General features: G+C 34.6%; 18 protein-coding genes and 2 pseudogenes. 12 read left to right on the plus strand and 8 right to left on the minus strand.

Annotation, left to right across the window (positions count from 1 at the left end; genetic code table 11):
* Positions 1-150: GH25 family lysozyme (locus tag LQZ75_RS09385; RefSeq protein ID WP_354002022.1), on the minus strand; the 150-nt coding region annotated here is incomplete at its 3' end.
* A gap of 67 nt (positions 151-217) precedes the next feature.
* Between LQZ75_RS09385 and LQZ75_RS09390 the strand changes: the two are divergent.
* From LQZ75_RS09390 to LQZ75_RS09400, 3 genes and pseudogenes are all read left to right on the plus strand, one after another.
* A pseudogene (locus LQZ75_RS09390) lies at positions 218-433 on the plus strand (ParA family protein); the annotation flags it as partial.
* Positions 423-587, plus strand: a complete 165-nt coding sequence (locus tag LQZ75_RS09395; protein ID WP_230097563.1) for a hypothetical protein — start codon at positions 423-425, stop codon at positions 585-587. The pseudogene LQZ75_RS09390 and the gene LQZ75_RS09395, both read left to right, overlap by 11 nt.
* 71 nt (positions 588-658) lie before the next feature.
* Positions 659-763 (plus strand): annotated as a pseudogene (locus LQZ75_RS09400) (transcriptional regulator); the annotation flags it as partial.
* A gap of 196 nt (positions 764-959) precedes the next feature.
* Here LQZ75_RS09400 and LQZ75_RS09405 read toward each other — a convergent pair.
* Positions 960-1,940: a S41 family peptidase gene (locus LQZ75_RS09405; protein WP_230097564.1), complete on the minus strand. Its 981-nt coding sequence runs from the start codon at positions 1,938-1,940 to the stop codon at positions 960-962.
* Between the two features lie 266 nt (positions 1,941-2,206).
* Here LQZ75_RS09405 and LQZ75_RS09410 point away from each other — a divergent pair, with 266 nt between their 5' ends.
* Both LQZ75_RS09410 and LQZ75_RS09415 read left to right on the plus strand, forming a co-directional pair.
* Positions 2,207-3,373, plus strand: coding sequence for a SulP family inorganic anion transporter (locus tag LQZ75_RS09410; protein ID WP_230097565.1), 1,167 nt, complete (start codon positions 2,207-2,209; stop codon positions 3,371-3,373).
* 19 nt (positions 3,374-3,392) lie between these two features.
* Complete coding sequence (locus tag LQZ75_RS09415; RefSeq protein ID WP_230097566.1) at positions 3,393-3,983, plus strand: site-specific integrase; 591 nt, start codon at positions 3,393-3,395, stop codon at positions 3,981-3,983.
* Positions 3,984-4,508: 525 nt separating this feature from the next.
* On the opposite strand, the gene LQZ75_RS09420 is transcribed toward LQZ75_RS09415, so the two are convergent.
* Positions 4,509-5,648, minus strand: coding sequence for a pectate lyase family protein (locus LQZ75_RS09420; protein ID WP_230097567.1), 1,140 nt, complete (start codon positions 5,646-5,648; stop codon positions 4,509-4,511).
* A gap of 268 nt (positions 5,649-5,916) precedes the next feature.
* Between LQZ75_RS09420 and LQZ75_RS09425 the strand changes: the two genes are divergently transcribed.
* A complete protein-coding gene (locus tag LQZ75_RS09425; RefSeq protein WP_290368229.1) occupies positions 5,917-6,171 on the plus strand; it encodes a PTS sugar transporter subunit IIC in 255 nt (84 codons plus the stop codon).
* A gap of 368 nt (positions 6,172-6,539) precedes the next feature.
* On the plus strand, positions 6,540-7,775 hold the full coding sequence (mobV, locus tag LQZ75_RS09430) for a MobV family relaxase (RefSeq protein WP_230097569.1): 1,236 nt from the start codon (positions 6,540-6,542) through the stop codon (positions 7,773-7,775).
* A gap of 595 nt (positions 7,776-8,370) precedes the next feature.
* Here the strand turns inward: mobV and LQZ75_RS09435 are convergent.
* From LQZ75_RS09435 to LQZ75_RS09445, 3 genes are all read right to left on the minus strand, one after another.
* Positions 8,371-9,177, minus strand: coding sequence for an IS3 family transposase (locus tag LQZ75_RS09435; RefSeq protein ID WP_230097570.1), 807 nt, complete (start codon positions 9,175-9,177; stop codon positions 8,371-8,373).
* Positions 9,178-9,248: 71 nt separating this feature from the next.
* A complete protein-coding gene (locus LQZ75_RS09440) occupies positions 9,249-9,461 on the minus strand; it encodes a transposase (RefSeq protein ID WP_230097571.1) in 213 nt (70 codons plus the stop codon).
* A gap of 115 nt (positions 9,462-9,576) precedes the next feature.
* Positions 9,577-10,119 (minus strand): helix-turn-helix domain-containing protein, encoded by a 543-nt coding sequence (locus LQZ75_RS09445; RefSeq protein ID WP_230097572.1) that lies wholly within the window; start codon positions 10,117-10,119, stop codon positions 9,577-9,579.
* A gap of 223 nt (positions 10,120-10,342) precedes the next feature.
* Between LQZ75_RS09445 and LQZ75_RS09450 the strand changes: the two genes are divergently transcribed.
* Together LQZ75_RS09450 and LQZ75_RS09455 are read left to right on the plus strand one after the other, a co-directional pair.
* Entirely contained in the window at positions 10,343-10,441 is a 99-nt protein-coding gene (locus LQZ75_RS09450) for a type I toxin-antitoxin system Fst family toxin (protein WP_168722724.1), read from the plus strand.
* Positions 10,442-10,762: 321 nt separating this feature from the next.
* Positions 10,763-11,518 (plus strand): hypothetical protein, encoded by a 756-nt coding sequence (locus LQZ75_RS09455; RefSeq protein ID WP_168722722.1) that lies wholly within the window; start codon positions 10,763-10,765, stop codon positions 11,516-11,518.
* A gap of 364 nt (positions 11,519-11,882) precedes the next feature.
* On the opposite strand, the gene LQZ75_RS09460 is transcribed toward LQZ75_RS09455, so the two are convergent.
* On the minus strand, positions 11,883-13,520 hold the full coding sequence (locus LQZ75_RS09460; RefSeq protein ID WP_168722725.1) for a YfhO family protein: 1,638 nt from the start codon (positions 13,518-13,520) through the stop codon (positions 11,883-11,885).
* A 1,147-nt stretch (positions 13,521-14,667) separates the two neighbouring features.
* Here LQZ75_RS09460 and LQZ75_RS09465 point away from each other — a divergent pair.
* From LQZ75_RS09465 to LQZ75_RS09475, 3 genes are all read left to right on the plus strand, one after another.
* A complete protein-coding gene (locus tag LQZ75_RS09465; protein ID WP_230097573.1) occupies positions 14,668-15,474 on the plus strand; it encodes a ParA family protein in 807 nt (268 codons plus the stop codon).
* Positions 15,474-15,791 carry a DUF5388 domain-containing protein gene (locus LQZ75_RS09470; protein ID WP_230097574.1) on the plus strand — a complete coding sequence of 106 codons (318 nt, stop codon included), beginning with the start codon at positions 15,474-15,476 and terminating at the stop codon, positions 15,789-15,791. The genes LQZ75_RS09465 and LQZ75_RS09470 overlap by 1 nt, the downstream gene beginning before the upstream one ends.
* 137 nt (positions 15,792-15,928) lie before the next feature.
* Positions 15,929-16,375 carry a hypothetical protein gene (locus LQZ75_RS09475; RefSeq protein ID WP_230097575.1) on the plus strand — a complete coding sequence of 149 codons (447 nt, stop codon included), beginning with the start codon at positions 15,929-15,931 and terminating at the stop codon, positions 16,373-16,375.
* A gap of 680 nt (positions 16,376-17,055) precedes the next feature.
* Here the strand turns inward: LQZ75_RS09475 and LQZ75_RS09480 are convergent.
* A partial coding sequence (locus tag LQZ75_RS09480; RefSeq protein WP_290368228.1) for a peptidoglycan-binding domain-containing protein occupies positions 17,056-17,236 on the minus strand: 181 nt, incomplete at its 5' end.

Below are 17,236 nucleotides of genomic sequence, written 5' to 3' on the forward strand. Positions count from 1 at the left end.
TTCACTACGAACTTGGTAATCTGGATAAGCTGCTAACCACAAATGACTAGGGTATTTACTCAAGAAACGAGCAACATCAACGTGGGCATAGATGTATGGTTTACCAGTGTACAGCATTGGCGTGTAACCCGCTTGCGAAATGCAATCCATTAAGCATTAGTGTTGTTGGCCACATTTGAACTAGTGCCTTGTTCATAATGATGAATACAAAACCGACTATGAACAAGACCATTATTTCAGTAATTTTATTAAGGATTTAAAAGAAAAATATGATTTTGTATTTTTTGATATTCCGCCACAATTGAATAAATTTACTGATAGTACACTGGTTTCCAGTGATTATGTTGTTATCATATTGCAGACACAAGAGCGTGCTTTAAAAGGTGCTGAAAAATATGTACAACACTTGCTGGAGTTACAATTTGAATCTTGATTTATTAGGTATCTTGCCAGTATTACAACAAAATGGTTCAGAATTAGATTTAGATGTTATTAATGATGCTATTGCTAGTTTTGTTTCAGTCAATATGTTTAACACTCACATTAAACAAATGCACGTATCAAACGGTTTGATCGTTCAGGAATAACTGATAATGTGCGAGATATAAATAATAAACGAGTTCATGCAATCTATGCAGAACTTACTAATGAATTATTTTCACGCATTGAAAATGGTTCGATGAATGCTTCCACAAAAATGTTATCAGAGATTGCCCAAGCTACTAAGCAACGCTTAACGATTCAATTTAGCCCTGCATTTTAAGGTCTATTATATCATTAAACAAAAAACAGCCCCTATTATCTAGTATCTAGATAATAGGGGCTGTTTTAATAGGTTTTGCGAGGGGGTATATACATTATAGACACTTGCGGAGCTTGAATTATGGAATTTTATTGTGTAGAAGTAATAGTTTCTAACAAGTCGAATCTAATAGTTCTTGTAAGTCATAGCAAAGAAACTAATTATGATTTGCTACCCATTCTTTAGCTTTAACAAGCGACTCCTCAGTCATAATATCAGGTTTAATCTTTTTATTAAAAAGCACTTGACCGTTATTCTTTTTGATTTTGTCAGTAGTTATGTTTAATTGAGTTCCATTATACATGGTGTAAGTATTATTAATACTGGTGTAGCCTGCAGAGTTACTACCAAAAGTTTTAACATTGAGATTGTTTTTTAATGCTAAAATCGTCAATTCACCTGAGCTGGCAGTCCACCGATTTAAAATAACTGCAACAGGAAGCTTAGTAACTTTTTTAACCTTACCAAGATCAATCTTAGTTCCCATGTTATTAGTAACACTCCCTTGGAAGGTCACAGTTGTAGACTTACCATCTGCATTAATTGTCTCAAATAGTTTTCCATTAGGTATAATTGGTGAAATTCCAGCTAACATTGGTCCGATATCACCGCCACGATTATTACTAAGGTCAATAATAGCTCCGATATATTTTTGTTTAGTTATTCCATGATAAACAGTGGTCGCATATTCTTTTGCTTGTTCTTTCGAACCAACAAATTCAGGCAGATGAACGTATAAAATTTTATTTTTAACGTTAACAATTGGCTCTTTGTATTGTGAAACATCTTTTTTATTTTCTTTAGAAGTTACTAAAGAAGAGTGTTTACCACCCTTAATTAGCAAAGCTTGCTCCAATAGTGGATAAATCTCTTTATAGTTGTTTTTCTTTGAAATTTCGTTGCTAATTTTTCTTAATTTGTTTTTTTGAGTTTGATTTTCTGAATAAATTCCTGTAGATAATATTCTATTAAGAGCGTACATAGCGTCCCTCTTAGGAGTTGGAGGGACCAGATAAAAGTTAAAGTTAGGACCATATTGGTATCCTATGTATATGCCTCCAGACAGAATTACTAATAAGGACACTGCTAACGAAATCAATAGTTTGCGTTTTTTCAAAAATACCCCTTTTTTAAACATTACTTTTTGCACTCCACCTTTTATTGTTTGCTGTAATTTTTCTATTTTGCATAAATCTCAACTCCTTTATTTTAGTCCATTATACATCAAATAAAGCGTTCTCTTTTTCTAAAATAAGAGGGACCATTTAAATTATCGCCCCTCACAAACTGCATGAAAACAGCCCCCGTTATCTACCCACTAGATAACGGGGGGTTGTTTTTTTGTTTAATGGTATAATAGACCTATTATTCGAATCATAAATTTTAAAAGAAGAGTAGGTTTATATGTATACATCGTATTTTAGAAATAACTATTTAACGGACATCTCAAAAAATATACTAGCTGGGTTAGTCACTGCAATAGCCCTTCTGCCAGAAGTTAGTGGGTTCGCAATCATTGCAGGAATTCCACCACTCTATGCTATTTATTCATCTGCCATAACTGTAGTGATTCTATCAATATTTGGTGGACGACCAGCAATGGTATCTGCTGCTGCAGGATCAATTGCTTTATTACTAACTGATATTATCGCTAAACACGGCATGGCATATATGCTCTATGCCACTTTATTAGCTGGAATATTTCAACTGATTTTTGGTCTATTAAACATCCATAAGTTGATTAAATATTTACCTAAAAGTGTAATACAAGGATTTGTTAATGCACTAGCCATCATGATACTGCTAGCACAACTACAACAAGTTCCGCATCAATCATTACCAGCCATTATCATGGTTATCACTAGCATTATAAGTATGTATGTTTTACCCCGCTGGTTTATTAAAATTCCACCCGCGTTAATTATCATAGCTGTAAGTATAGGAGTAGCCTTATTCTTTAAAGGGTCTTTTGAAAATATTGGTTCATTGGCAACAAGTAGCAAACTATCGCCTCATATTGGACTTCCGGCTATCCCTCTTAACATCCATACGATACTTGTGATATTACCAACAGCTTTAGGTATTGCAATGGTAGGGCTGATTGAGTCACTACTTACTATGCCTTTAATTAACGTGATGACAAAAACAGAGGGAAACAGCAAACAAGAATCTATCGGGCAAGGGTTCGGAAATATAATAACTAGTTTACTTGGAGGACAAGGTGGTTGTGCCATGATCGGTCAATCCGTAATGAATGTACAATCCGGCGGTCGTACAAGATTATCAACCCTAATAAGTGGGCTTACATTATTTATTTTTGTGTTTGCTATGAAAGACTTGATGTTAGCTATTCCAACAGCATCGCTAATTGGTATTATGATTACTGTTTCTATATCAACTTTTGATTGGGAAAGCATCGCTGTAAATAAAAGCCTAAAAATAACTGACTTATCGGTTATGCTAATGACCATTTTATTGGTTGTTGTGACTCATAATTTGGCCATAGGTGTTTTTTCAGGATTAATTTTAACTATCATCTATCGATATATATTTCATATCAAAATTTCCTAGTATATTAAAGGAGCAAATCATGGTACAACAAATCGTACTCCCCATCAAAGACTCTAATGTACTAAAGATGGTGCAAGATACCTTATTGGATAGCTTTCGGGCTGGACGCCGTAACTACACCATCTTCCAGGTTGGAAAAGCCACGCTACTCCGTGTGAGTGATGTGATGACGTTAAAAAAATCGGATGTCTTTAATCTCGATGGAACCGTCAAGCAAACCGTCTTTATTCACGATAAAAAAACCGGGAAACCCAATACGCTATATTTAAAACCTGTTCAACAAGATCTATTGGTGTATCACGGTTGGCTCGTTCAACAAAACATCAATTCAGACTGGTTATTCCCTTCTACCGCTCATCCAGATCGTCATATTACTGAAAAACAGTTTTATAAGATAATGGCACGTGTGGGGGATCTGTTAGGCATTAATTATTTAGGGACCCACACCATGCGTAAAACAGGTGCTTATCGTGTTTATACACAATCTAACTACAATATTGGTCTAGTGATGCACTTGTTAAATCAGTCCAGTGAAGCCATGACATTAAAGTACCTGGGCTTAGATCAGGCGAGTCGGGAAACTATGTTAGATCAAATCGATTTTGGCTAATGTTTAGTCATGGTAGTTATATTAATTACACATCGTTGATCGTAACTGCTGGCGTATCATTATTTATTTCATTTATGATTTTAATTGTGACAACAGCTTTTTTATTGAAGACGATTAAGGGATATCCTTATAAGAGCAAATAGCACCGAAGTGTTCTTTATACAATATATGATTAAAAGCATTAGAATAAATTATCAAAAAGATGAAGAATAAATACCCTAACTTACCCATGGGTAGTTTGACACAAAGTGCAAAAGTTGTCACTGGTGAAAAGGAATGGAATTAAACATTATGTTTTCCATTCTGATAAACACGCATAGTAACGTTTTAATAAAAAACGGACTTGATTAAATATAATTAATCGCTGTACACTGACAGCGATATGCAATCTATAGTATATCTGATAAAACACATGATGATACCAAATAAAAAAGACCTCAAACTGAGGTCTTTTTTATTTTTTTGGAACATTTCCTTCAAAATATACAAAAATGAAATATATTGTTTTTCGTTTAGTATTGTCTGTTACTTAAATGGTCCAGCATGATCAATTACTTGTTTTTCTATATTAGACCCATTTAACGTATTGTAATGATAAGGCAAATTAAAATCAGATGGATTTGCGTTACTCTGAGCGTTAGTACCAGTTACTTGATTGTACACATTATTACGCTCAAGGAACTTATATGCATCGCCTTTCTTATCCAACCCAACCAAGTGACTATTATTAGTCCTATAGAAGTAGTTATTTTCCGATAGAATATAACTACCGCTACCTATTTGTAGGGCATTGTATTGTTGCTGAGAAAAACCAGCATGATTGTTACCAGTTGGTTGGCTACTGTTATCGAAATAGTTATTATAGGCATGAACGTATCCTCTCAATAGCGGCCTACCCTTAATGTTAGGGCCAAACCAATTATCATGTAGAGTGACATGCATCTTGTGCCCTCCTTGTACATAGGAATCGCTTCCGTTTGCTCCGACAACCATAGTTAAGCGTTCAGTGGCTAAATCATGCCAATCACCAATCCAGTTCCAGTTAGGATTTGGATTCATATTTAACCATTCATTCGAGAACCAAAAGTGATTATTTGATATAGTGACGTTATCAGACTGCAAACTTACAGAAAACAAGTCATCACTCATGTCATGGAAGTCATTATTATAAATCCAAGCATTGTTAATCCTTCTTAAAGATACTCCTTCATAATTAACTCCTGATCCACCTGGTTGGATATCATTTCCTGTTAACTTTTGAAGATCAGATATATTACCTTTAAAAGCAATGTTTTTCACGACAATATTAGAAATATTCTGATTTGCTGGCAACATTTCACCATCAAACTTTAATTGGATATTTACTAGAGTTGGACCTGTACCAGCCTGGCCTTCAATTGTTGTGTTGTCCCATTTTTTATCAGCAAACGTAAACGTTACCGGCTTATTTCCACCATATATATTTCCAGAAATAATAATATGATGTTGATTACTATTAAAGGCATTTTTCAACTGATCCAAATTTTTGACGATTACTGCATTTTGATTTGATCCAGTAGCATTTGAAAAACCACCTGTTTGAGTGTCTGCAGATACTACACCATTCCCCATAAAAAAAACACTAGATAAAAATAGTAGTGTCTTCGTAAATTTAGCTATGCCCATGTTTTCTCCTTAATATACGGTTTGTATTTGAAAAGATTATAACACATCATATTTATAATGTAATAAGTTTACAAAGCTAATATTATATTAAAGAACTTACTACACTCTATTTTTTACTTTGTTAAAACTCAATAATTAATATGGTATTGTAGTTAGTCTATTTTTGAGTCTATGCTGAAGTTGTAAATTAAATATCGCAATTTAGTTTTGTAGTTTTCTCTACAACTTTCTAAACAGCAAAAGGGGGACTTGTTTAATATGGACAGTTATTGCAGTAGTTATAATAGCTTTATTAGTATCTATGGAGTCAGTTTTAGACTCTTGGGAATTTCACCAACCTATACTTGCAGCAACTTTAATTGGAATAGCTTTTGGGCATCCTGTTGAAGCTGCGATGGCTCCAGATACAGCCCTTGCTTCTATTCCTGGATCTATTTTAGTAACAGGTCAAGCTAAATTACCAGTTAGTCAAGGAATTGCAATAGCTATTACAATAGTCATGGCGGTTCAATCAGTCCTTTAAAAAATCGTTTAGACAGACATTGCTTATTGTCTGTCTAAACGATTTTTTCTATGGTTGTTAGGTGGTTAAGCTGACATCAGCTTGCCCGACGCGGGTAGCGTTCTGCATGACATGCTCTCACTGAAGGTGATCCTGCAATGATAAATTGCCCCGTCACGGCGTGACCCGCCGGAGGTTTTTCTAGCCGGATAATAGGCGCCGAAAAATAGCAGTTCCCCCAGAAGGAAGGGGGAACGCTACTGTCATCGCTTGTCGATGACACGCCTCGCAGAGCCTGTCCAAAATATCATTTTGGTATAACAGGCTATACCAGATTTTTAACGGTGTTATACTGGTCTCGTAAAACCTTTTTCGAGGAGGCAATTTTTATGGCGCATTTAAAGAAAAATACTCGTGGTGCAGTGCCTGGTTTAGCCGTTCATTTTGAACGTAAAACTGATCATCACACCAACAAAGAAATTGATGTTACTAAAACTTATCTGAATCAAGAGATGATATCAGATGGTTCAGATATGCTTTCACGCTTCAACGAGCGGTTAGATGACGTTTATTGCATGAAAAGAGACGATGTGAAGGCTTTAGCGACTTGGATAGTCACTTTACCTGAAGCATTATCAGAAGCGCCCTATGAGCAACAGAGTGCCTTTTTTGAAACCACCAAACAATTTCTAGACGATCGTTATGGGAAAGAAAATGCTGTAGCCGCCGTGGTCCATTATGATGAGACAACACCTCACTTGCACTATGCCTTTGTACCCGTTGTTTTTGATGCTAAAAAAGAGCGCTATAAGGTTTCTGCTAAAGAAGTCCTTACACGGCATGACTTACAAACCTTTCATGATGATTTAGATCAGAATTTAAAACAGGTGCTACCCTTTTATGAACAAGGCATTTTAAATAATAAAACCTTACCGTTTGAGAATGTGGCTGAAATCAAAAAATACAATGATCAATTTAAAGCTTTAAAAGATGAACTACTCAATGTCGAAGAAAATATCAGTGCTAAAAAGGCTTTACTCAAAGTAACTGATCAAGCTTTAACGGAAGTTGCGTTAGCTGAACGAGAAATTGATGACTTTAAACAAGCGCTAGCTAAAAATCTATTTGGTAAGACGGTCATTAAACCAGATGATTTAGATCGCTTTAAAAGTATTTTAGCCAATATGAAGAAAGTGACCCTACAAAGCCAACGTGATGCAGAAACAATCAACCACGTGTTATTACAAACTAAAAACCAATTAGTAGCGGTACAAGATGACTATCAACAGCTGAAAACGAAGCATACAGAACTGCAAGCTAGCCAGATAGAAAATCAAAAGATGGATTATGTCATGCGGGACATGCTTAAACATGATTATGGGGTCGAGAAGATAATCTATGATGATGTTGAAGCACGATATATCCTTTATAAGCTTGATCATGAAGAATTGACCAAAAGTAAAAAAGAAGCAACGTTATGGTTAGCTACGCTAACGACTGCACGAAAGAATCCAGATAGCAAAATTGCCTCTAGCAGATTAGATCGAGGTATTGAACAAGTTAAAGCATTAATTAATCGGATGATTGAATTAACAAGGGATCTATTTAAAGGACCAAGCCTATAGATTTAAAAACCTTTATTAGCCGTTTTAAGCATTTTTAACGAGTTTATTAATAAATATTCAACAAAGATGTTAAACGCATCCTATGAGCTTAATAAGTGGCGATAATGCTACATGGTTATTAATAGTCCATTATAAATATACAATTAATAAAAAGGCGCGGCCTATTATAAGTTTATCTTTTATATTTTAATCTTTTGTTCTTTTGCGCGGTTAGAAAATCGGTAATATCAATGTTTTAATAGGTGATATAGCGACTTTTATAATTGTTTTGTTGCTATATATTGCTCTGATGTCAAGACTCCGGACCTCTTTTTCGAGCCCGCTAGGGCTCGTACCACGAAAATTTTTCAAAATGACCTGATTTCGTACAGATTTTGGGTCATTTTTTAATGGTGTCCAGGGGTTTGCCCCTGTGCCTGCCGGAGGCTATGGAGTTACGGTGGTCTAGCTTGGATTTTGTTGAATTTCACACGTCTGAGGGTATAGCAAATACGCACTGATCAGAGTGATTTTTGGACTTCACAAAGTAAGTGCTTGTAAACGCCGGTGTATAGGCAACTTTGTATAATCCTGTTTATGTCATCTAGAAATTGGTCTAGGCGGCATCACGAAGTGATATACGATTGTTGTTATACCAGTTGACGTACCAGCCAACAGCGGCTTGCACATCGTCGATACTCTCAAAATCCCGTTGATAGATTAGCTCCCGCTTGAGTAACGAGTGAAAACTTTCGATGCGGGCATTATCGTAAGGGTGCCCTTTACGGGAGTAAGAGTGCCTAATGCCTATGGACTCCAGTGTATTTTCAAACAATTCGCTGGTATACTGGCTTCCCATATCGCTATGCACATACAGTGGTTTTTCACCCCGTTTTAACGCTTTAACGATTACTGAGGTTGCTAGTTGAGCTGTCATTGTATCTGCGATTCGATACGACAGCACTTTACGGTCTTCCGGATTATATGCACTAGCCATGTAAACCCATGTCTTATCGGTCAACTGGATATACGTAATGTCAGTTGTAATTACGCCCCTTAGGTCATCCAGATTGCTAATCAGATTTGGCATCTGACCTTTGTCATTGACTGTTGTAGGCTTGTTATATCGCTTTTGCATACGCAATTTTAAGCCAGATTCACTCATCAATTGCCATACAAAGCTGTCACTAATTGCTAGTTTGAATAGGTCTCGCATGGTTTTGGCAATTCGTCGATAACCATAGATGCCTTTATTGGCTGTGTAAATTGACTCGATGGCAATTCTCAAGTTGTTGTGTTGTATTTCTTGTGCGTTTGACTCCCAATGGATCCAGTCAGAGTAAGTGGACATTGGAATGTTCAAAGCACTCAGAATGCGTGTGATGCGGTGTCCCTGTACCAAATTTTTGTGGATAATTGGCAAAACAACACTTCTACCGCGCAAAACTAATGTTTTGCCAGCAACACCGCCGCTCGTTTTAAAATTTCATTTTCCTATTTTAAAATTGCGAGTTCTTTGCGCAATTTTTTCAACTCATCCGCTGAGATAGATTCCCCGTTGATTTCAACGGGCGAGTACTTTTTAACCCAGTTCCGAATTGAATCGGTTGAAGGGCCGTATTCTTTGGTTAATTCATCGGGCCGTCGGCCCGCTTTAACCATCTCAACGATGGATTTTTTAAAGTCCTCTTCATAACGTGTAACCATAAATAAAAATGCTCCTATGATGATATTTTACCAAACTAGAAAAACTAGTCCGGAATCTCATCATAAGAGCATTCATTATTCTTTACATGAGTATAAAGAATAAGATAACTAAGTATTAATCTGCTTTAACAGGTAATGTTTTTTCTGAATTACTCATCTTAAAAGTAACAACATTATTTTTATTATTTAGTAATATTGATTCATTAACAGTGATTTTCTTATTAAGTTTAAATATGTTAAAGATATTAAATGACCATTTAATGTGTCCAACAAGTTTATTGTTATCATTCATTACTAAAAAGCTATCACTTGTTGGTTTGAAAAAAATATTTTTTGAACCAATATCCGCTAATAGAACCGAGTTCCAATCCTTATATGGATTTCGTCCGTTATATGAGTGATCTGTATAAATTCTGACATTTTCTACCTCCAGCTGGTTTCCATTTGGCGTAAATCTTACAGTGCTTAAAAAGAAATTTACGGCTAAAAGGGTTAAAACAATCAGGAAGAAGAATGCTCTCTTTTTCTTTTTAGTATCCCAGTTCAATTTATTTGTCATTTTTCTATCTCCTCTCAATAGTTCATCAAGCGTTAAATCGAAAAATTCACTTAGTTTGAGTAACTGCTCTAAATCGGGATAACTTCTTCCATTTTCCACTTGAATCACTTCCTTGAAATTATAATAAATTAAATTATACTTCGATTATCTATAAACAATCGGAAACAGTTAGAAAATAGACTGGTCTAAAAGCTAACACCTACTATTAGGTGGGTTTAACTTGATTTTTAATTGTTTTATCCAGTTATTTTTAAGTCATTTTTGATTGGAAATTTATGATATACTCTCCTTTGGCAACTTGCCCCAGATTGGGGGTGTTGTAATGTTGAACAATCTTCTTACGTTGATTATCGCACCGGTTGTTACTGGGATAGTCATAGAACTATTTTCTTATTGGTTGAATAAGAAAGACGATAATTAAGCAAGTTGCTTTCAACTCACACGATAGTAATCGCAACTATCGAAAAAAAAGCCCACTCTATTCGCAGTAGAGTGGGCTTTTATGTTGTAATGTTTTCGAACTTCTTACGTTTCGCACATTAAGTATAGCATGGTGGCTTTTATTTTTCAAAAAGCAACCATGAATAAAATGATTCACTAAAAACAGGCTATTTGTAGTTTTACAGAGAGCCATGAATGAAAGAATAAAACTATGTCCATTTATTTTTTCATTATTTTGTATACAAACTACAAGATAAAGGCTATTTTATTATATAGATTCAAAAAGGGATAGGGGATATTTATGTATTTAAAAAATTTAAAAGCAAAGTTCATCACCATCATTGCACTAGGATCAATTTTTATTTTTTCTGGTTGCTCTGCTTCAACTGAGCAATCTAAAAGCATTGCTACAGAAACAAAAAATTCTGAAATGATTCAAAATGAAAAAGAAAAAATCAGCCAAAAAACAGAGACCATCCAGTCAGAAACGGATAATGATACAAAATTAAGTGATTATAAACAATTGATTAATGAATCAAATTCTTATGCGAAATCAGAGAAAAATGATAAAAAAGTTGTTCAATTTTATGACGACTCTATCATAAAAATTAAAACAAATTTCAAAAAACATGACGAAAAAGTTTTGAAAGAGAACCAATCAGATCATGTTGATCAAGAAAGTAAAAATAAGTTAATTCAAAAAACTAATACATTAACAGATTTAAAAAAATGGATACAAAAAGAGAATACAGATGTTTATAAAAAAGATGAGTTCACAGCAATAACTACCAAAATAGATAAACTAGTTTTAACATATCAAGCACAGTCTAAAAAAATTGCAGATGCTGAAAAAGCGGCAGCGCAAAAAGCTGCTGCTGAAAAAGCGGCAGCCGAACAAGCAGCAGCACAAAAAGCAGTTGTTCAATCTACAAAAACTCAGAATCAAGAAAGTGTTAGTTCTCAGGGTTACAAACGAGACGCTCGTGGACGTTGGCATCGACCTAATGGTCAATATGCTTCTAAGGTTGAAATTGCAAAAGCAGGACTGGCTTGGTAACTCTACTCATGAGACTACTTTTTATCTGACATAATCCAAAAGGACATGGATAGTCGTATCTTCATACCAAAAAGCCCTCCTACGGACATAGGAGGGCTTTTTGGTATGAAGATGTTAATTAATTTCGTTTCCACCTGCTCTTATGATGAGATTCCGGACTAGTTTTTCTAGTTTGGTAAAATATCATCATAGGAGCATTTGTCCTATTATGTACAACTGTACTTGTATGCACGCTTGTAACGTTTCGTTATAAACATTGTAAGTCAAAGTTCTGACGGCTTAGATTTAAACTAGGTTATCGTTATTTATACCACTGTGTTTGAAAGCATACTAAACCTAGTTTACATATCATTTATTTTATCGATTATTTACGTAACTTAAATAATCGATAAAATATGAACAACCAACTGCCCATCATTAATAGTTCAATCAATGATTGTAACGGTAATGGTTTAGTTTTTAACTGAATATCATGCTTACCAGCTGAAAGAACAACAGCAATAGTGCCTCGTTGTGAAACTGTATAGGTTTTAGCCTTGCCATTATCCACTAAATTATATTGATTTTTATAATTTAAAATTGGTAAATCAGCAACTTGCGTGCTTCCATGGTTTATCACACTAAATTTAACAACGTTATTCCTTTGTATCGGCATTTTGATAAATTTAACTGTATTATTTTTACTTAAAATCGTTTGGCTAGCAATTGATTGCCGATGTTTGAAACTGGCTTTAGGCCAGTAATCTTCTAGATATCCAACTGTTCGTAAGTAATTTAAAAAAGTGGGCATCGTTTTGTCACTAATAACAATCGTATTAACATTGGTTGGCTCAATTGTCGTAATTTGTTGGTACGTTGTAAATCGCGCATTTGCAAGCCGTTGTTCAGCATACAAGTTAAGCCCTAAAATCATCGCCAAAAATAGTATTACCGCCTCCAATTTATATATTTTGAATTTATCCGTGATTTTATCAAAGAGATACGCACCAGTAATTGCAATAAATAAAGCTGCATACATTAGTAATCGCGAAGGAAATTGTAAAATTACAACTGGCGTGTGTTGAAGTAAGTGCCATGGAAATAAATTTGTCGTTAAGAAAATTGACAACAACATTAATATATATGATCCAAGGTAAACTTTGGAAGCACGTTTAATGAAAAATATAAACCCGATAATAATCACAAATGAAATTAAACCCGTATCAAGATTGATGTAGTTATGTGCACCAAAGTTTAACAACTGTGTAACTTGAATTGCTCCCTTTGATAATTGTGGTATTACTGGTGTCGTAATATAACTCCTCAATCGTACTAATTGAATAAACAATGGTAAACTAACTAACAGCGATAATATTCCACCTTTAACCACAGCCAATGTTACTTGACGCCAATGTGTATGATCAAAAATTAGACTTAACAGCCAGGAAATTCCTACCAAAGCAATGGCAATCATACCTGATAATACATGTGAATATAAAATCAAGCCAATTCCGGTAGCCAATATATAACTGCCATTTTTTTCTCTTGCAATAAATATTTTATATAAACCTAAAATAACTAATGGTATGAAAGTCATCGCCAGCCATTCACCAACTGCAAAACGAATAAAAATGTTGGATAGCCGATAATTAGCAAAAGTGTATAAAACGGCAAAAAACAAAGCCCCTGTATGACGCTTACTAAAATTTTTGTAACAGTAATAAGCAATTACGAGTGTCAAATATGTAAATAAAATAACCCCTAAATAAAAGCTCCATACTAAACTATGATTAAAATAATAAAAAACTGCAAATGGAAATAATAACATATTGGGATAAAAATTTTGTACAGCACTCCCAACATTGGCAAAACTATTAAAACTATATAAATTAATAATATTATTATGGTTATGGACAGCATTAATAAATTCACTTAAACGATTTAAATGCCATAATGCATCATCGCCCATGACAATTTTACCTGATTTTGCAAAAATCATAGTAAATAAAATTGTAATAACCATAAAAAATACATTCACATACCAGTCCGATTTAATCCTTTTTAGCACAGTTTCCTCTCCCTAGTTTACATATATAATATTATCCTAAGTTATTGTTATATCAACGTTAAAAGTACTTTGTGAAATTACCCTTGTGAATTTTTTTATGTTCGGTTTTGTTCGCATTAATTTATTAGCTTTTTTATTTCACAAACTTTAAATCTAAGAAAACTTCACAATCTACTTGTATGTACCAACTTAACATATAATCCAAGCTATTTTTTAAATATTTTGAACTTATGTACTTGACTTTGAACTACGATTTTTTGCTTGATTGAGTGTTTAGTTGGTTGAGCTTAAGATAAAGTTTTCCCTTGAATTTGGGAAGTAGAAAACTCTATCGCATTTACTTGACCGAGGCCTAGCCGTATATCGCATTATAATAGTTGTATCAAGTTTTGGTTGTTACACCACTGAGTATACCAATTCTACATTCTCGAATTGATCCAAAATAAAAACGCCCTATTTGGACGCTTGATAAATCTATGAATTTGTATTCTATTTACCAAGCATATAACTTAGCTCCAGTGCCTTAGCACTCGCTTTTCCTCCAGACTTTTAATTAGTGAGAGTCGCCTTAACTCTCCATCACACGAGTAGATACAACTATACTCTATGCAACGCCCACTTGTTTTTGTGAAGTTGTCGCTGGGAAGATACGACATGTCCCTTTGTTTCGCTTAACTCATGCACGATTGGCTTTCTCGCCACAACTTTAACCCCACATAGCACTCACGCTTACTGACAGTGTTTGTCCTCACCTGTCGTCGAAAATCACTCACATTGACCATGCAGTAAGAACATGATACAATATACCCAATTAATGTGAACGTTTTGTTCGGGGCATCGCAACTTCCAATTGCGGTGGCTTTTTCTTTTTGAAGGTACTTAGCAATCGCTAGGTGCCTTTTTTGTATGTTCTAAGAATACATTACTAACGCCGATAAATCAACGTTTCTGCATAACTCGTATGCAATATACCACATACAGAATGCAATATGTCACATGTTATATATAACATGCTACATGTCGCATGCACGATCAAATGTTAACGCTTATATGTTGCATGCAAATGTATAGATTGATACACTAGCAGCATGGAGGATTTAACATGGCTCAAACATTATCATTTTTAAACTTTAAAGGCGGCGTTGGTAAGACATCAACAACCGCTTTAGTTTCATATAACATGGCCAAACTTGGTCACAAAGTATTAGTAATTGATTTAGACCCACAAGCAAACATCACTTCATTATTTTTAAAAACGCTCAACGCTGGTGGTGGTGATGTTGTCACAATCACTAAATCTTTAATGAGCGCAATCAATGAAGATTTAAAGCTGACAGATATTGCGATTAAGATTAACGACAACTTAGATTTAATCCCTAACGCCGTTGATTTCAGCTTCTACAACCGTTATTTAGATAGTAAACTAGATAGTGAAGCACAACGAATTGCGTTCTTAAAAAGCAAAATAGACGCATTTAAAGATGACTACGACTATATCTTTTTAGACGTACCGCCAACTATCAGTTTGCCAAACGACACCGCTTTTTACGCATGCGATCAAATTATCGTTGTTCTTCAAACGCAAGAACGTTCATTAAGTGGTGCAGAAGTTCTTCTTGAATACTTACAAACCACTATTATTGATGAATTTGGTTCTAAAATGGACGTCATGGGTATTTTGCCAGTATTAACTAAACGTAAAGCTGCGGTAGACGCTGAAATTTTGAAAGCGGCTACGGAAGAATTTGGTGAAGAAAATATATTCGAAAATAAAATCACTACTATGGAACGCATTAAGCGCATGGATTTAACAGGTATTTCAGATAACACAAGTGATGCTTGGGATAAAAAAGTACATGAAGCGTTCGCTGGTGTAGCGAATGAAATCATTGAAAGGTTGGCAAATTAATGGGAATGATGAACCACTCAACAACTAAGCCAAAATTAACTCGTGGTCCAGTTGTTAAAGTTGAAAATCAAATTAAGCGTGAAGATGTTATTGATGACGGAACGGTCACATTTACATCTTCCGTTCGTGTAGATAACCACGTTCGCAACAAACTAACCGCTTTGTTAAATATCGGGCTTGGAGATACTCAACAAGAAATTATCAACACGCTTATCAGTGATAAGGTTGACGTGCTAGACGAAGCGTCCAATAAACGTTTTAAAGATATGTATGCGATCTTAGAGAAGAAAGACTACTTACAAGCGAGCAAGAAGTAAATATATTAACTATATTTAATATAGTGATTTAATATAAAAGATTAATCATTTAAGATTTATGATTTAAACAGGACACCATTCAAACATCATCGGTTATATCTTGAACGTTTTAAATTAGAAAGGATTTCTCAAAAAAAGTGAAAAAATATTTCAAAATTGTCCTAGCATTTACCATTTTAATATCAATTGGTTTTGCAGCCATTCCGACATCAGTGGCCGCTCGTGGGAGTAGCGCCCACTTTGGTGGCTTCCATAGCACGCGTACTGCGCCATCGTATGGTACCACCACATCAACGCCCCGCTTTCGCTTCAATCGACCTGACCGCACCTATAACGACCCACATGAAAAATCTGGCTTTGGTCACGACTTTAAACGCGGTATTGTGCAAGGAGCAGGTTGGGCAGTTGGCTCTAACATAGTCAACAGTGTCTGGCATAGTATGTTTGGGTTCGGTAGCAATCGCTATGTGGACAACAATGGTCAAACTCAATATCGTGAAGGTGGCTACTTTGGCTGGTTTTTACTAATTATCATCGGATTAATTATTTACTTTATAATCCGTCGCAATCGCAGACGCTATTAAAACACGTACCGTTTTCACTATCCAATTTATTTCATTAACTAGCGAACCGATTCAAATTATCTGGGTAACTGATTAATTAAATACACAACAAAAAAGACCCCGGCCAATTAAGGTCAGGGGTTTTCTTGTTTAGATTAGACGAAAGTATTTACAGTATTAAGGAACATCTTAATAATAAAACGATTATAGTAATATTGCACTTATTTAGTTTGATAACAAAAAAATCCCAACCATTTAAATGGAAGGGACTTCTCTGATATTTAATTTATTAATAAGTACTAAAGGATATTTCATACAATAATACAATTAGACTAATATTGCAAGTTTTTAATCTTAATAAATAAACAAATAAAAAAGCCCTAACTAATTAAGGCTAGGTATTCTACTAAATTTAAGTAGTTACACTTCAAAAATAGGATGACTTAAGAATAAAACTATATAAAATAAATATCAAGTAACCTTACCATAATTTTAATTAATAATATACCCTCGGATAAAATTAAAGTGAATTTTTGCATTATAATTTTTCAATTTTAATAAGTAACCAAACAAAAAAGCCCTAACCAATTAAGGCTAGGTCTTTTTCTGACATATAAACTACAAAATTCACTATTAAGGAGAATCTAGATTTATATTTTAAATTATCTTACATTTTTGGTCAAGTAGCCTGGGCGCTAACCTTAATCAATGATAATATGCCCCCGATTCAAATTAGATTGAATTTGCTTAACAGTCGCTTGTCCTGCATAACCATCAGGATAAACATGTAAACGTGCTTGAAGTGCTGAAATCGTGGCTGGTCCAAAGTAACCATCAGCTTGAACACCTAACACTTGTTGTAAATTGTAAATCATTTGTGAT

The sequence above is a fragment of the Periweissella fabaria genome (assembly GCF_918814575.1).
Lineage (GTDB): Bacteria > Bacillota > Bacilli > Lactobacillales > Lactobacillaceae > Periweissella > Periweissella fabaria.

Coding starts and splice junctions, on each gene's coding strand:
- LQZ75_RS09470 (WP_230097574.1), top strand. CDS start 15,474: ATGGGAATGATGAACCACTCAACAACTAAGCCAAAATTAACTCGTGGT.
- LQZ75_RS09460 (WP_168722725.1), bottom strand. CDS start 13,520: ATGGTTATTACAATTTTATTTACTATGATTTTTGCAAAATCAGGTAAA.
- mobV (WP_230097569.1), top strand. CDS start 6,540: ATGGCGCATTTAAAGAAAAATACTCGTGGTGCAGTGCCTGGTTTAGCC.
- LQZ75_RS09440 (WP_230097571.1), bottom strand. CDS start 9,461: ATGGTTACACGTTATGAAGAGGACTTTAAAAAATCCATCGTTGAGATG.
- LQZ75_RS09420 (WP_230097567.1), bottom strand. CDS start 5,648: ATGGGCATAGCTAAATTTACGAAGACACTACTATTTTTATCTAGTGTT.
- LQZ75_RS09415 (WP_230097566.1), top strand. CDS start 3,393: ATGGTACAACAAATCGTACTCCCCATCAAAGACTCTAATGTACTAAAG.
- LQZ75_RS09405 (WP_230097564.1), bottom strand. CDS start 1,940: ATGTTTAAAAAAGGGGTATTTTTGAAAAAACGCAAACTATTGATTTCG.
- LQZ75_RS09450 (WP_168722724.1), top strand. CDS start 10,343: ATGTTGAACAATCTTCTTACGTTGATTATCGCACCGGTTGTTACTGGG.
- LQZ75_RS09465 (WP_230097573.1), top strand. CDS start 14,668: ATGGCTCAAACATTATCATTTTTAAACTTTAAAGGCGGCGTTGGTAAG.
- LQZ75_RS09410 (WP_230097565.1), top strand. CDS start 2,207: ATGTATACATCGTATTTTAGAAATAACTATTTAACGGACATCTCAAAA.
- LQZ75_RS09455 (WP_168722722.1), top strand. CDS start 10,763: ATGTATTTAAAAAATTTAAAAGCAAAGTTCATCACCATCATTGCACTA.